Below are 13,153 nucleotides of genomic sequence, written 5' to 3' on the forward strand. Positions count from 1 at the left end.
CAGCGCCATTGGACGAATGTCCGATGGCCCCACCCTGTGCAGAAGCCCGCTCAGCGCACCAGCAGCTTCATCATCCGCTCGAAGGTCTTGCCATAGGGCGGCTTGAAGAGGCCGACGCCGCTGAATGCCGACTGGTGAAAGATCGGCTTCATCTTCGAGAAGGTCTGGAAGCCGTACTCGCCGTGGTACGCCCCCATGCCGCTCGCGCCGACGCCGCCGAAGGGCAGGTTGTCCTGCGCGATGTGCAGCAGCGTGTCGTTGATCGACACGCCGCCTGCCACCGTTTCGTGCATCACACGGTCGATGGTCGCGCGGTTCTTCTCGAACAGATAGAGCGCGAGCGGGCGCGGATGCGCGTTGACGTAGGCGATGGCGTCTTCGATGGCGTCGTACCCCATCACCGGCAGGATCGGGCCGAAGATCTCTTCCTGCATCACGCGCATGCCGGGCTGCACACCGGTCAGCAGCACGGGCGGGAAGCGGCGCGTCGCGGCATCGGGCGCCATGTCCGAGAGCGGGATGGCCGATGCGCCCTGCGCCTGCGCCGTCGCGGCGAGCTCCTGCAGCCGCGAGAAATGGCGCGGGCTCACGATGCTGGTGTAGTCGGGGTTGCCTGCAATGTCCGGGTACATGGCTGCGAACACGCGCCGTGCGCTGTCGGCAAAGCGCTGTTGCTGGCCCTCGGGCACGAGCACATAGTCGGGCGCGATGCAGGTCTGGCCCGCGTTGAGCGTCTTGCCCACGAGGATGCGCTCGACGGCCCTCTCGAAGTTCGCACCGGGTCCGATGATCGCGGGCGACTTGCCGCCCAGCTCCAGCGTCACCGGCGTGAGGTTCTCGCTCGCGGCGCGCATCACATGGTGGCCCACGGCCGTGGAGCCGGTGAACAGCAGGTGGTCGAAGGGCAGGCTGGAGAATTCGCGCGCCGCTTCGGCGTCGCCGTTGACCACCGCGATCTCGTCTTCCGCAAAGCTCGCGCCCACGAGGCCGGCGAACAGTTCGGCGAAGCGCGGTGTGAACTCCGACTGCTTCACCATCACGCGGTTGCCCGCGGCCAGTGCTGCCGTCATCGGGCCCACGGCCAGGTTCAGCGGGTAGTTCCACGGCACCACGATGCCGACCACGCCCAGCGGCTGCGGCAGGATCCGCGACGACGCGGGCTTGAACCAGAGGCCCGTGGCGCGGCGCTGCGGGCGCATCCATTTCCTGCCGTGGCGCAGCGCATGGTCGATGCCCGCGATGGAGGGGAACACCTCGGCCAGCTCGGTTTCCTGAAAGGGCCGGTTGTAGAAGTCGGCGCTGATGGCGGCGGCCATCTTCTTGCGGTGGCCCGTGACCAGGGCGCGCAGGCGCTCGAGGCGGTCGGCCCGCTCTGCCCACGGTGGCGTCTGCGCGCGAAGGCTGGCGGCGCGCATCGCATCGAAGGTCTGTCGCATGTCTTGTGTCATGGCACCTCGTGGGGATGGGCCTCGGGCCGCCTGGCCTGCGTTCAGGCGCTCGCTGCGGGCGCCGGCTCCACCGGCAGCGCGCGCTTGTGCGCGCTCTTGCGGTGCGTCGAGAGAATGATCGCCCGCGCCGCGGCCGACACCGGCTTGCCTTCGAGGAAGTCGTCGATCTCTTCGTAGGTCACGCCGAAGGCGTCTTCGTCGGGCTTGCCCGGCACCAGCGATTCGAGGTCGGCGGTGGGCACCTTGTAGACCAGTTCGTCGGGCGCGCCGAGCAGCGCGGCCACGGCGCGCACGCGGCGCTTGTTCAGGCCGGTGAGCGGCGTGATGTCGGCCGCGCCGTCGCCGAACTTGGTGAAGAAACCCATCAGCGCTTCGGCCGCATGGTCGGTGCCGATGACGATGCCGTCGTGCGCGCCCGCCACCGCGAACTGCGCAATCATGCGCTGGCGCGCCTTGATGTTGCCCAGCACGAAGTCTTCGTGCGCCGCATCGCGGAACTTCAGGTCGCCGGCTTTCAGCGCGGCCAGCATGCCGTCGGCCGCGGGGCGGATGTCGACGGTGATCGTGCGGTCTGGCTTGATCACGGTGAGCGATCGCTGGGCTTCCGCTTCGTCTTTCTGCACGCCGTAGGGCAAACGCATCGCGATGAAGCTCGCGTCGTAGCCGCCGGCGCGCAGCTTCTCGACGGCGCGCTGCGCCAGGCAGCCGGCGGTCAGCGAATCGACGCCGCCGCTGATGCCCAGCACCAGCGTCTTCAGGCCGGTCTGCTTCAGGTAGCTCGCGAGAAATTCGGTGCGCCGCTCCAGTTCGGCGGCGGCATCGAACACGGGAGCCACATGCAGCGCCGCGATGATCTCGCGCTGCGTGGCGTCGACGGGGGACAGGTCAGCACTCATGATGTTTGCCGGTTTGAATGGAAAAAGGTCAAAAATCCACAAGGCTCAGGCCGATGCTGAGCACGGTGCGCTTGCGGTTGTAGTCCACCAGCGTGTCGCCGTAGCCGTGGAACAGCTGCGTGTGAAAGCGCAGGTTGCTCTTGGTCGGGTCGCCGATGGCCTTGAGCCATTCGAGCTTGACCGAGCCGCGGCCGCTGTCGCGCAGGTTGTTGCGCACCGTGAGGCCCAGCGTGTTGTCGCGGTTGAGGTTCCAGCGGCCGGTGACTTCGGCACGGCCGATGTAGTCGGCGATGTCGGGGTTGTCGTCCTTGGCCGCGTCTTCGGAAATGCGCTTCCAGATCCGCCCGGTGATGCTGAAGCGGTCGTCCAGCTCCGCGCCGCCCATGAGGTACACGCGGTTCCAGCTGCGCGACAGCGGCAGCGTCTGGCCGTTCGACTGGTGCACGATGCCCAGCCCCGTGTAGCGCCAGCGCCAGCCGCCGGGCAGCTTGAAGTCGGTCGGGTAGACATACATCAGCTCGGGCTCGTGATCGGTGGTGCGGAAAGGCCGCGAGATCGCGCCGTTGAACAGCTGCCAGGTCGACTGCTGCGAGTAGGCGAACCACAGCGAATCCTTCTTGACCGGATCGTCCTGCGTGAGCATCCCTTGCGCGAGCTTGGTGCGCACCGACAGGCCGATGCGCATCTCGTTGGCCTGGTAGGCGATGGGGTCGCCGGTGTGGTCGGGCGCGGGCGAGGTCGGCGTCTGGGGCTTCTTGGTGGCGGCCGAGACCGACACGGTGAGCGGACGGTAGCCGCGGAAACCGAAGGTGCCGCAGTCGGTGGCGTTCTCCAGTTCCCAGAAACGCGAGAGCGCCGAGTATTGGCGGTCGCGGCAGCCTTCGCTGGTGGCCACCGAGATCACGCGGGTGGCGGGGATCGAGCCGTCCACAGGCGGCGCCGGCTGCGTGCTGGCCAGCACCGGCGGCGCGACGGGCACCGACACCGAGGGCAGCGTCTGCTGCTGCGCCCAGCGGTCGAAGCAGGCCAGGCGCGCGTCGTTGTTGGCGCCCAGCGCGGCGCATTGCTGCCAGGTGAGCTGGGCATCGGCCAGCGGGCTGGCGGGCTTGTCGACGGCCTGCGCGTAGGCCGCGGCACCGCCCATGCATGCCGCGACGGCCACGAAGGTCCTGGAGGTCTTGAAGAAAGGAGGGGTGCGGGTGGTCATTGTTTTCCTTCGGCGTCGCCGGTCTTGGTCAGCACGAACGGGTGGGTGGTGTCGTCCGCGGCGTTGCGCCACGTGCCTCTGAATTCGCGTCCACAGGAGCGAGGCTGCAGCGTGCCGGCCCAGTTGCCGCTGATGGCGCGGCCGTCCTGCGATTCGTCGATGGAGAGCGCCCCTTCGTCGTCGACGTCGCCCGCCAGTTGCGCGACCGTGGGCTTGGCGCCGCCGCCGGCGTTGCGCGTGATGGTGCCGCGCACGCCGGCGTAGTCGGGGTGTTTGCCCAGTTGCACGACGGACACGGCGGGCAGGCCGTCGAAGCGGGCCTCCCATCGGCCGTAGAGCGATGGCAGCGGCAGCTCGCGCGCGTCGGCGGGGCAACCGGGCGTGCCGCCCTGCGGGGCCGCGCAGCCGCCGAGCACCAGGGCCATGAGCGCGGCGCAGAAAGCGAAGCGCGCCTTCATGACGCCGCCGCAGCCGCCTTCGCGGCCGCGCTTTCCTGTGCCTTCTGCGCGAACTCGGCGCGCAGCGCCTTGAGCTTCTCGCGCGGGTCTTCGCGGGTCGTGGCCTTGTCCAGGCCCATCTCGGCGATGAAGCGGCTCGGCACGCAGGGCACCATGTCGCGGCCCTGCTTGCGCTTCTTGGTCCAGCTCACCGCCAGGCTTCGCTGCGCGCGGGTGATGCCCACGTACATCAGCCGGCGCTCTTCCTGCAGGCGCTGCGTCGTTTCGTCGCTCACCATCTTCTGGCGGCCGTTGTCGTCGTCCAGCTTGAAGGGCAAGAGCCCTTCGGTCACGCCGATGAGCATCACGTGCGGCCATTCGAGGCCCTTGGAGGCGTGCAGCGTGGAGAGCGTGACCACGTTCTGGTCCTGCTCGCGCTCGCTGATGGTGGAGAGCAGCGAGATGGTCTGCGCCACTTCGAGCAGGCTCTTGCGTTCGGTTCCGGTGTCGTCGGCACCCGAGGCGTCGTCCAGCGCACCGCCGGCGCGCTGCGACATCCAGTCGACGAACTCCAGCACGTTGTTCCAGCGCGTGGCGGCGGCGGCCTCGCTGTCTTCGCCTTCGTAGAGATGGCGCTCGTAGTCGATCTCCTTGAGCCAGTCGAGCATGAAGGTGCGCGAGTCTTCCGCGCCCATGGTGCGGCGCGCGCGGTATTCCAGGTCGTTGATGTAGCGGCCGAACTCGTGCACGCCCTCCAGCGTGCGCTTGGGGATCACGCTGGGCAGCGACGGGCTGAACAGGGCCGCGAACAGGCTCAGCTTGTACTGGCTCGCGAAGGTGCCCAGGCTCGCGAGCGTGGTGTGGCCGATGCCGCGCTTGGGCGTGGTGATGGCGCGCAGGAACGCGGGGTCGTCGTCGTTGTTGACCCACAGGCGGAACCACCCGCACAGGTCCTTGATCTCGGCACGGTCGAAGAAGCTCTGGCCGCCCGAGACCTTGTAGGGAATCTGCGCGCGGCGCAGCGCCTGCTCGAACACGCGCGCCTGGTGGTTGGCGCGGTACAGGATCGCGAAGTCGCGGAACTCCTTGTACTGCTTGCCCTGCGTGGATGCATCGCCCGCGCGCAGGCTCACGATGCGCGCCACCGCGCGCTCGGCCTCGTGCTGCTCGGTGTCGGCATCGACGATGCGCACCGGTTCGCCTTCGCCCAGCTCGGAGAACAGCGTCTTGGGAAACAGCTTGGGGTTGGGGCCGATCACGTTGTTGGCCGCGCGCAGGATGGCGCTGGTGGAGCGGTAGTTCTGCTCCAGCTTGATGACCTTGAGCGTCGGGTAGTCGACCGGGAGCTTGCGCAGGTTGTCCAGCGTGGCGCCGCGCCAGCCGTAGATCGACTGGTCGTCGTCGCCCACTGCGGTGATGCGGCCGCGCTCGCCGGCCAGGGCCTTGAGCACTTCGTACTGGGTGGCGTTGGTGTCCTGGTATTCGTCCACCAGGATGTGGCCGAGCGCGGCCTGCCACTTGGCGCGCACCTCGGGAAAGTCATTGAGCAGCTTGAGCGGCATGCCGATGAGGTCGTCGAAGTCGACGCTCTGGTAGGCCTGCAGCCGCTCCTGGTAGTGGCCCATGACCTCGGCGGTGATGCGCTCGTTGTCGTCCACCGCCGCGGCCGCGGCCTGCTGGGCGTTGAGGCCCATGTTCTTCCACTTGCTGATGGTCCACTGCCAGATGCGGGCGGTGGCGATGTCGGTGGTGCCGCCGGCGTCCTTCAATATCTTGGTCACATCGTCGCTGTCCAGGATGCTGAAGGCGGGCTTCAGGCCCAGCACCGCGCCGTCTTCGCGCATCATGCGCACGCCCAGCGCGTGGAAGGTGCAGACCACGACCTTGCGCGCGTCCTTGCCGATCAGGTCCTTCGCGCGCTCACGCATCTCGGCGGCCGCCTTGTTGGTGAAGGTGATGGCGGCAATGCGCTTGGGCTCCATGCCGGCCTGGATCAGCCGGCCGATCTTGTGCGTGATCACGCGCGTCTTGCCCGAGCCCGCGCCGGCGAGCACCAGGCAGGGACCGTGCATGTAGTTGACCGCTTCTTGCTGCGCGAGATTGAGACCGTGGGACATGGGGGAGGGAGAACCGGAAAACGCCGTGGGGAACGGCAGGCGCAAAGCGGGCAATGATACGGGGCCGCCCCCCGGCCCGGTGTAGGCCGGGCCCGCTCCTGGCGGGCCTGCAACGACAATCGGCGGGTGCTGCCCGTATTCCTCGTCACCTTCCCTTTCTTTGCGCTCATCGCGGCCGGTTATGCCGCCGCCCGCGCCCGTCTCCTGCCGCTGGAGGCGATTCCCGGCCTCAACACCTTCGTGCTGTATTTCGCGCTGCCGTGCATGCTGCTGCGCTTCGGTGCCGGCACGCCGATCGCGCAATTGCTGGACGGCAGCGTGGCACTCATCTGGGGCGCGAGCGCGCTGGCGGTGGTGGCGGGCGTGGTCATGCTCACCCGCAATGCGCGCATCGGCTGGAACGACGCGGCCTTCGGCGCGCTGGTGGCAGCCTTTCCCAACACCGGGTTCATGGGCGTGCCGCTGCTGGTGGCGATCCTCGGCGCGCAGGCGGCCGGGCCGATGATCATCACCATCGCCTTCGACCTGGTGGTGACTTCGTCGCTGTGCATTGCGCTGTCGCGGCTCGACGGTGCCGGCGGTGCGGGGGTCGCGGGGCGCAGCGGCGCTTCGCTGGCGGCGCGCAAGGCGCTGCGCGGCATCCTGGTCAATCCGATGCCGTGGTCGATCCTGCTGGGGGTGCTGCTGTCGGCGGCGCGCTGGCAACTGCCCGGACCCATCGAGCGCACCGTGGCGATGCTGGCGGATGCGGCCTCGCCCGTGGCGCTCTTCACCATCGGTGCGGTGCTGGCGCGCTCGGCATTGCTGGCGCGCGAGCACGCGGCCAGCGCCGCGGTCGCTCAGGCCATGGGAACGGGCGGCACCGCAGGGCACAAGGCGCCGCTGGCCGATGTGCTTCCGGTGGTGGCGGTCAAGCTGCTGGTGCATCCGCTGCTGGTGTGGGGGCTGGGCTATGGCGCCATCGCGCTGGGCCTGCCGCTCGCGCATTCGGCACTGGTGGTGATCGTGATGGTCGCGGCGCTGCCGAGCGCGAGCAACGTGTCGATGCTGGCCGAGCGCTTCGGCGCGGACAACGGCCGCATCGCACGCATCATCCTTTGGACGACGGTGGCGGCGTTCTTCAGCTTTCCGCTGGCGGTGGGGTGGCTGCGCTGAGCCTGCGCGGCCAGCGGCCCTAAGGGGTGAGCACGCCCAGCTTGTAGGGATCGGCGTCCGACAGCCGCTCGCACTTGGAGAAATCGCGGCCCTGCGTGCCGTCGCAGTAGTACGCGTTGTAGCTGCGGCCGAAGAGCGTGGGGCTCGCGGTGAAGAGGATGCCGTGGTCGGGCTGCCAGTTTTCCTTGACCGTGTCCTTCGCGGCGTCCTTTGCAGGGGCGCTCGCATCCATGGACTGCGCCGCCGGGGCCGAGGGCGTGAAGTCGGCCAGCGTCTTGTGCACCTCGCCGCCGCGCCACCGCACCGCGAGCTCGGCCGCCGTGGGCCGGGCCGCCACCGGCAGCAGGATGCCGTTGACCTGGAAGCCGAAGCTGAAGCGGTGCGTCTTGCCGGCCAGGAAGGCGTAGGCGCAGGCGGCCATGCATTGGCCGCGGATCTCGGTGTCGACGCCGCTCGCGCGAATGGCTTCGGCAAAGGCGCCGGCCGCATCGGCGGTGCCGCCCGAGAGGTCTTCGAACACCACGGTGCGCACCGAGCCGCTGGCCAGGAGGTCGGTGAAGGTCTTGATCGCGCTGCCGTCGAGCGTGCCCGACACCACCAGCTCGCGGCCCTGCAGCTCGATGTCGGCCGCGGAAGCGGGCGCCCCCATGCCCAGGGCCAGGAAGACACAGGCGGACCACAGAATCGGGCCGCCCAGAGGCGGCGATCCCGGCGATTTCGGCAGCTTGGGCGGTTTCACGGCGACCTCGGAAGTGGGCGGACAGGCTTGCTTGGAAACACGAAACCGCGACGGCTTCGCGCTGTTACAGCTTGAGCAGCGGCACCGCCCTGCGTCAATACCTTTTTCAGATTTTTTCCGGGTAACCCCAGGGCAGGCCTTAAGTCGTAGGAATTGGTATCTCTTCAGACGAATGCTTGAGTTTGCAGATGCGCTGCTAAAGTGGACCGAAGTCAAAGAGATGTCTGGGGTGCACGATGGCAATACTGGTTCGCATCCTCCTGTGGGTGGCCTGGCTCGCTGGCGCGGGCTGGCTGTGGCATGCCGGGGTGCTGGGCACCGCATCGTCCATCGCGCTCGGCGCGCTGAGCCTGGTGGTGTTCGCATGGCCGGGCAGCATTGCGCGCCGCCGGCACAACGAGTTGCGCTACGTCGACATGGGCAAGGAGCCCACGGGCTTCCACTGAATTCGCCGACCTCGCTGGACTGTCCCGCGACTCTTCTTCTTCTTTTTCTTCTTCAGGGCGCGGCTTTGGCCATGCGCTCGAACTCGTGGCGCTTCATCGCGAGGTAGTCGTTCCTGTCGATCTCGTGCAGTTGCTTGGCGTACTGCTCCGTGGCGTCGAACCATGCGTTCAGGCGCTGCGTCAGCTGCGCCGGCGCGGGCGCATCCAGATAGCTGTCGATCGCCAGGTAGTAGCGCATGGTGTTGCGCTCCACCACGCCACGCACGCCGCCGATGTTGCCGCCCTGTTCCGCGGGCGTGAAGCCGACCTTGTCGCTGCCCAGCGTGGCGAGATAGCCCTTCATCGCCAGCCGCGCGGCGGTGCCGTAGGCATAGGCGTAGCGCATGTGGATGGCGGTCTTGTCGGCGCCGGCCGGCGCGGCCTCGAACACGATGCTGTAGTCGCGCGTGGAGAGCGGGCCGGTGGCCGCGCTCAGGCGCACGTTCAGGTAGTTCGCATCCGCCTTGCCCACGCTGTAGCCGAAGGCGATGTTCTGCGCGTCCGACAGCGGCTGGTCGAACTTGCGGCCGACGGCCACGGCCAGCGTGCCGCCGCCGCCCTTGACCGCGCAATGCTTGGTGTTCAGGTGAAGCATCAGCACCTGGCACCAGGCCGCCGGCTCGCGCAGGGCGCCGCTCACCTGGGCGAAGGGGTGATCGACCAGCGCATAGACGTCGCCGCTCAGCCGGTCCGACGCCTCGCTGGATTCCAGAGAAAGCGGGCGGCGAAAGGCATTGCGCTCCAGTTGCGGCGCGAGCGACTGCAGCTTGGCGGTCAGCGCGGCTCCCGGTCCGCCGTCCGATGCGGCAGCGGCGGGCTGTTGCTGCGCCAGCGCGAGCGTTGAGGCCACCGCCAAAGAGAGTCCGAGCCCGGCGCAACGGACCGTGTGGGCGAAGAGGGTTTTCATGCCGACATACCTTTGCGCGGCGCACCGTCTTGCCATGCAGGACAACCGGCTCAGATGCTGTGCGGATCGACGTCGATGAGCCAGCGGATCACGCCTTTGCCCTCGGGCGTGCGGCGCAGTTCGTGCAGCAGCGGCTGCCAGGCCGCCAGCAGCCGTTGCAGCGCGGCGCGCGAGGGGCTTTCGATGAGCAACTGCGCGCGCTCCACGTTGGCCACCCGCTGGATCGCGAGCGGCACGGCGGGGTAGCGCGTGACGATGTCCGCGCCCGGCAGGGCCTCGGCCGCGTCGGCTGCGATGTTCAGGAAGGCCTGCGCCACCGATTGCTCGCGCGCATCGGCGCGCAGCAGCGCCTGGAAGGCGAAGGGCGGCATCGCGGCGGCCAGGCGCTCGTCCAGCTGCTGCTTCGCGAACGCGGCGTAGTCGTGCTTGCGCAGCGCCATGAAGAGCGGGTGCTGCGAATGGAAGGTCTGGATCCACATCTCGGCCGTGGCGCCCTGCGCGGCCAGGTAGGCGGCGTCGCGTCCGGCGCGTCCGGCCGACTGCATCAAGAGGCTGAACAGCCGCTCGGGCGCGCGAAAGTCGCTGGAGAACAGCGCGCCGTCGGGGTTGACCGCCGCCACCAGCGTGATGCGCCGGAAGTCGTGGCCCTTGGCGATCATCTGCGTGCCGACCAGCACATCGACCTCGCCCGCATGCACGGCGGCGAGCTGCGATTCGAGCGCGCCCTGTTTCTTGGTGCTGTCGGCGTCGATGCGCGCGATGCGCACCGCGCTGCCGTCGGGCCGCTTCACGTGGGCGAACAGTTCGGCCAGGTGCTCTTCGAGCCGCTCGGTGCCGCGGCCCACCGGTGCGATGTCGGGGTTGCCGCAGGCCGGGCAGGCGCGGGGCACGCGCTCGGCAAAGCCGCAGTGGTGGCAGCGCAGCGTGCGGTCGATCTTGTGGAACACGCGGTAGGCGCTGCAGTGCGGGCATTCGCTTTTCCAGCCGCAGTCGCCGCAGGCCAGCACCGGCGCGTAGCCGCGGCGGTTCAGGAAGATCATGCTCTGCTCGCCGCGCGCGATGCGCTGGCCGATGGCGTCCAGCAGCGCGCCCGAGAGCACCGTCTTGGGCGGCTGCAGGTTCATGTCCACCAGCCGCACCGCGGGCAGTTCGCCCGCGCCGATGCGCGACGGCATCTCCAGCCGCACGTAGCGCCCGCCCGGGTCCTCGCCTTCGGCGGGGCGGCTCTGGTGCCAGCTCTCGAGCGAAGGCGTGGCCGAGCCGAGGATCACCTTCGCGCCTTCGCGCTGGCCGCGCCACACCGCGAGGTCGCGCGCGGAGTAGCGCGCGCCTTCCTGCTGCTTGTAGCTGGGGTCGTGCTCCTCGTCGACCACGATCAGCTTCAGCCCCGGGATCGACGCGAACACCGCCATGCGCGTGCCCAGCACAATGCGCGCGGCGCCGCTGTGCGCCGCGAGCCAGCTCGCCAGGCGCTGCGGGTTCGTCATGCCGCTGTGCAGCGACACGACGGCCTCGTCGCCGAAGCGCGCCTTGAAACGTGCTTCCAGTTGGGGCGTGAGGTTGATCTCGGGCACCATCACCAGCGCCTGCGCTTCGGGGTCGCGCGCCAGCAGGTCGGCCACGCAGCGCAGGTAGACCTCGGTCTTGCCGCTGCCGGTGCTGCCGACCAGCAGGAAGGTGCCGCTTTCGGCCTCGATGCGGGCCAGCGCGGCGGTCTGCTCCGCACTCAGGGCGATCAGGTTGGCGGCTTCGGCGGTCTGGGCGACGGGGCCGGTCGTCGTCTTGCGCTTGAGGCGGCGCGCGAGCTGGGTGGTCGTCAGGTCGCGCAACTGCGGCGGCAGGGAGGCCAGGGCGATCTCGCCGATGGAGCGCTGGTAGTAGCGCCCGGCAAAGGCCACGAGGTCGCGCCAGGCCTCGCCCAGCGGCGCCAGCGCATCGAGCGCGGCGCCCACGGGCTTGAGCGCCATGTCGGGCTCGGCGCCGTCCAGCGAGGCCGCTTCGTTCCAGACCACGCCCAGCACCTCGCGCCGCCCCAGCGGCACCCGCACCAGCGTGCCGGGCACGAGCGGCGCCGCGCTGGCGTAGCTCAGCAGGTCGCCGAGCGCGGCATGCGCGGGCGTCTGCACGGCGATGTCCAGCCGCCAGGCCAGGTCGGCGGGCGCGGCCGGAGGTGCAGGCGCGTCGGCGCCGCCGGTCGTGGGGGCGCCGTTTTCGGGGGCGGAGCGGGCGGTGGAAATGGGTGACCTTGTTGGCAAGGGTTGTTAATGCGACTTTGAGCTAAATCGCTTAAGTCGTTGATTTTTCAGCGCTTTGGCATCCATCCAGAGTTTCTGTGGATAACTTTGTTGACAACAAGGCTCGACGGGCCGGAGAGCCTTGAAAATCAAGGCTCTCGCTGGATTGCCCCAAAAAAAAGCAAAGTTCAAATCCTATATAAATCAACAACTTGCGCGTGCTATTGGTTTGGGAGCAAAGAAGGGCACCCCTCAGATAATCTTCCGCACTGCAACACTTGTTTTGTGCATAAGTCTGCCTCCCTACACCGTTTTTAGGCTTGACAAACCGCCGCGGAACGTTTTTCAGGGGCGCGCAGCCGCCTTTCGCGCGGCCGGCCCTAGTTAACAGTTTCAGCCGCGCAGGGCGCGCGATTGGCTGTGCACAGCTTGCACCAGCGCCGCCACATGGTCCGGCGGCGTGAACTGGCTGATGCCGTGGCCCAGGTTGAAGATGTGCGTCGGACCCGCGGCGTTGCGGTCGGCATGGGGCTTGCCGAAAGCCTGCAGCACCTTCGCCACTTCGGCTTCGATCTGCGCGGGCGGCGCGAACAGCACGTTGGGGTCGATGTTGCCCTGCAGCGCCTTGGCCTTGCCGTCGCTGCCTTCGGCGACCTGGCGGCGCGCGGCGGCCAGGTTCACCGTCCAGTCGACGCCGAGCACTTCGCAATCGAGCGCGCGCATGGCGTCCAGCCATAGGCCGCCGCCCTTGGTGAACACGATGCGCGGCACGGGCTGGCCGTCGGCGCCGGTGCGCTTGATGCCCGCCAGCACGCGCGCCGTATAGGCGAGGCTGAATTCCTGGAAGGCGCCGTCGGCCAACACGCCGCCCCAGCTGTCGAACACCATCACGGCCTGCGCGCCGGCGTCGATCTGCGCATTGAGGTAGGTGGCGACCGAATCGGCATTCACCGCGAGGATGCGGTGCATCAGGTCGGGGCGGCCGTAGAGCATGCTCTTGACCAGCCGGTAGTCGCTGGAACCGGCGCCCTCCACCATGTAGCAGGCCAGCGTCCAGGGGCTGCCTGAAAAGCCGATCAGCGGCACCCGGCCATCGAGCGCCTTGCGGATCGAGGCCACGGCACTGAACACGTAGCGCAGCTTTTCCATGTCGGGCACTTCGAGTGCGGCCACGGCGGCTTCGTCGCGCACCGGGTGTGCAAAGCGCGGCCCTTCGCCGGCCTCGAACGACAGGCCCAGGCCCATGGCGTCGGGCACGGTGAGGATGTCGGAGAACAGGATCGCCGCGTCCAGCGGGTAGCGCGCGAGCGGCTGAAGCGTGACTTCGGTGGCGTAGTCGGTGTTGGTGGCCAGTCCCATGAAGCTGCCCGCCCTGGCGCGGGTGGCGACGTACTCCGGGAGGTAGCGGCCGGCCTGGCGCATCAGCCAGACGGGGGTGTGATCGGTGGCCTGGCGCCAGCAGGCTCGCAGGAAAGTGTCGTTTTGCAGTGGGGCGAAAGGCATCCGGCGATTGTCGCAGGGGCTCGCG

General features: G+C 68.7%; 11 protein-coding genes. 2 read left to right on the forward strand and 9 right to left on the reverse strand.

Annotation, left to right across the window (positions count from 1 at the left end; all coding sequences use genetic code 11):
• Positions 1–50: 50 nt before the first annotated feature.
• From ABIC90_RS12710 to ABIC90_RS12730, 5 genes are read right to left on the reverse strand one after another with little or no spacing between them, the layout of a single operon-like run.
• The gene (locus ABIC90_RS12710; RefSeq protein ID WP_354354477.1) at positions 51–1,448 is read right to left on the reverse strand and encodes a coniferyl aldehyde dehydrogenase; all 1,398 of its coding nucleotides are present in this window, start codon (positions 1,446–1,448) and stop codon (positions 51–53) included.
• A gap of 41 nt (positions 1,449–1,489) precedes the next feature.
• Complete coding sequence (gene nadE / locus ABIC90_RS12715) at positions 1,490–2,344, reverse strand: ammonia-dependent NAD(+) synthetase (protein WP_354354478.1); 855 nt, start codon at positions 2,342–2,344, stop codon at positions 1,490–1,492.
• A gap of 28 nt (positions 2,345–2,372) precedes the next feature.
• Positions 2,373–3,551: a phospholipase A gene (locus tag ABIC90_RS12720; RefSeq protein ID WP_354354479.1), complete on the reverse strand. Its 1,179-nt coding sequence runs from the start codon at positions 3,549–3,551 to the stop codon at positions 2,373–2,375.
• Positions 3,548–4,009 (reverse strand): hypothetical protein, encoded by a 462-nt coding sequence (locus ABIC90_RS12725; protein WP_354354480.1) that lies wholly within the window; start codon positions 4,007–4,009, stop codon positions 3,548–3,550. The genes ABIC90_RS12720 and ABIC90_RS12725 overlap by 4 nt, the downstream gene beginning before the upstream one ends.
• A complete protein-coding gene (locus tag ABIC90_RS12730; RefSeq protein ID WP_354354481.1) occupies positions 4,006–6,105 on the reverse strand; it encodes an ATP-dependent helicase in 2,100 nt (699 codons plus the stop codon). Before ABIC90_RS12730 ends, ABIC90_RS12725 begins: the two co-directional genes overlap by 4 nt.
• 126 nt (positions 6,106–6,231) lie before the next feature.
• Between ABIC90_RS12730 and ABIC90_RS12735 the strand changes: the two genes are divergently transcribed.
• Positions 6,232–7,260, forward strand: coding sequence for an AEC family transporter (locus ABIC90_RS12735; RefSeq protein WP_354354482.1), 1,029 nt, complete (start codon positions 6,232–6,234; stop codon positions 7,258–7,260).
• A gap of 19 nt (positions 7,261–7,279) precedes the next feature.
• On the opposite strand, the gene ABIC90_RS12740 is transcribed toward ABIC90_RS12735, so the two are convergent.
• Complete coding sequence (locus ABIC90_RS12740; protein WP_354354483.1) at positions 7,280–7,999, reverse strand: hypothetical protein; 720 nt, start codon at positions 7,997–7,999, stop codon at positions 7,280–7,282.
• A 236-nt stretch (positions 8,000–8,235) separates the two neighbouring features.
• On the opposite strand from ABIC90_RS12740, the gene ABIC90_RS12745 reads away from it, so the two are divergent.
• On the forward strand, positions 8,236–8,445 hold the full coding sequence (locus ABIC90_RS12745) for a hypothetical protein (RefSeq protein WP_354354484.1): 210 nt from the start codon (positions 8,236–8,238) through the stop codon (positions 8,443–8,445).
• A 52-nt stretch (positions 8,446–8,497) separates the two neighbouring features.
• On the opposite strand, the gene ABIC90_RS12750 is transcribed toward ABIC90_RS12745, so the two are convergent.
• From ABIC90_RS12750 to hemE, 3 genes are all read right to left on the reverse strand, one after another.
• Positions 8,498–9,391, reverse strand: coding sequence for a hypothetical protein (locus ABIC90_RS12750; protein ID WP_354354485.1), 894 nt, complete (start codon positions 9,389–9,391; stop codon positions 8,498–8,500).
• A 50-nt stretch (positions 9,392–9,441) separates the two neighbouring features.
• Entirely contained in the window at positions 9,442–11,517 is a 2,076-nt protein-coding gene (gene priA / locus ABIC90_RS12755) for a replication restart helicase PriA (protein WP_354354746.1), read from the reverse strand.
• A gap of 501 nt (positions 11,518–12,018) precedes the next feature.
• Positions 12,019–13,128, reverse strand: coding sequence for a uroporphyrinogen decarboxylase (gene hemE / locus ABIC90_RS12760; protein WP_354354486.1), 1,110 nt, complete (start codon positions 13,126–13,128; stop codon positions 12,019–12,021).
• Between the last annotated feature and the right edge of the window lie 25 nt (positions 13,129–13,153).

It is taken from the genome of Variovorax boronicumulans, assembly GCF_040544675.1.
Lineage (GTDB): Bacteria > Pseudomonadota > Gammaproteobacteria > Burkholderiales > Burkholderiaceae_C > Variovorax > Variovorax boronicumulans_D.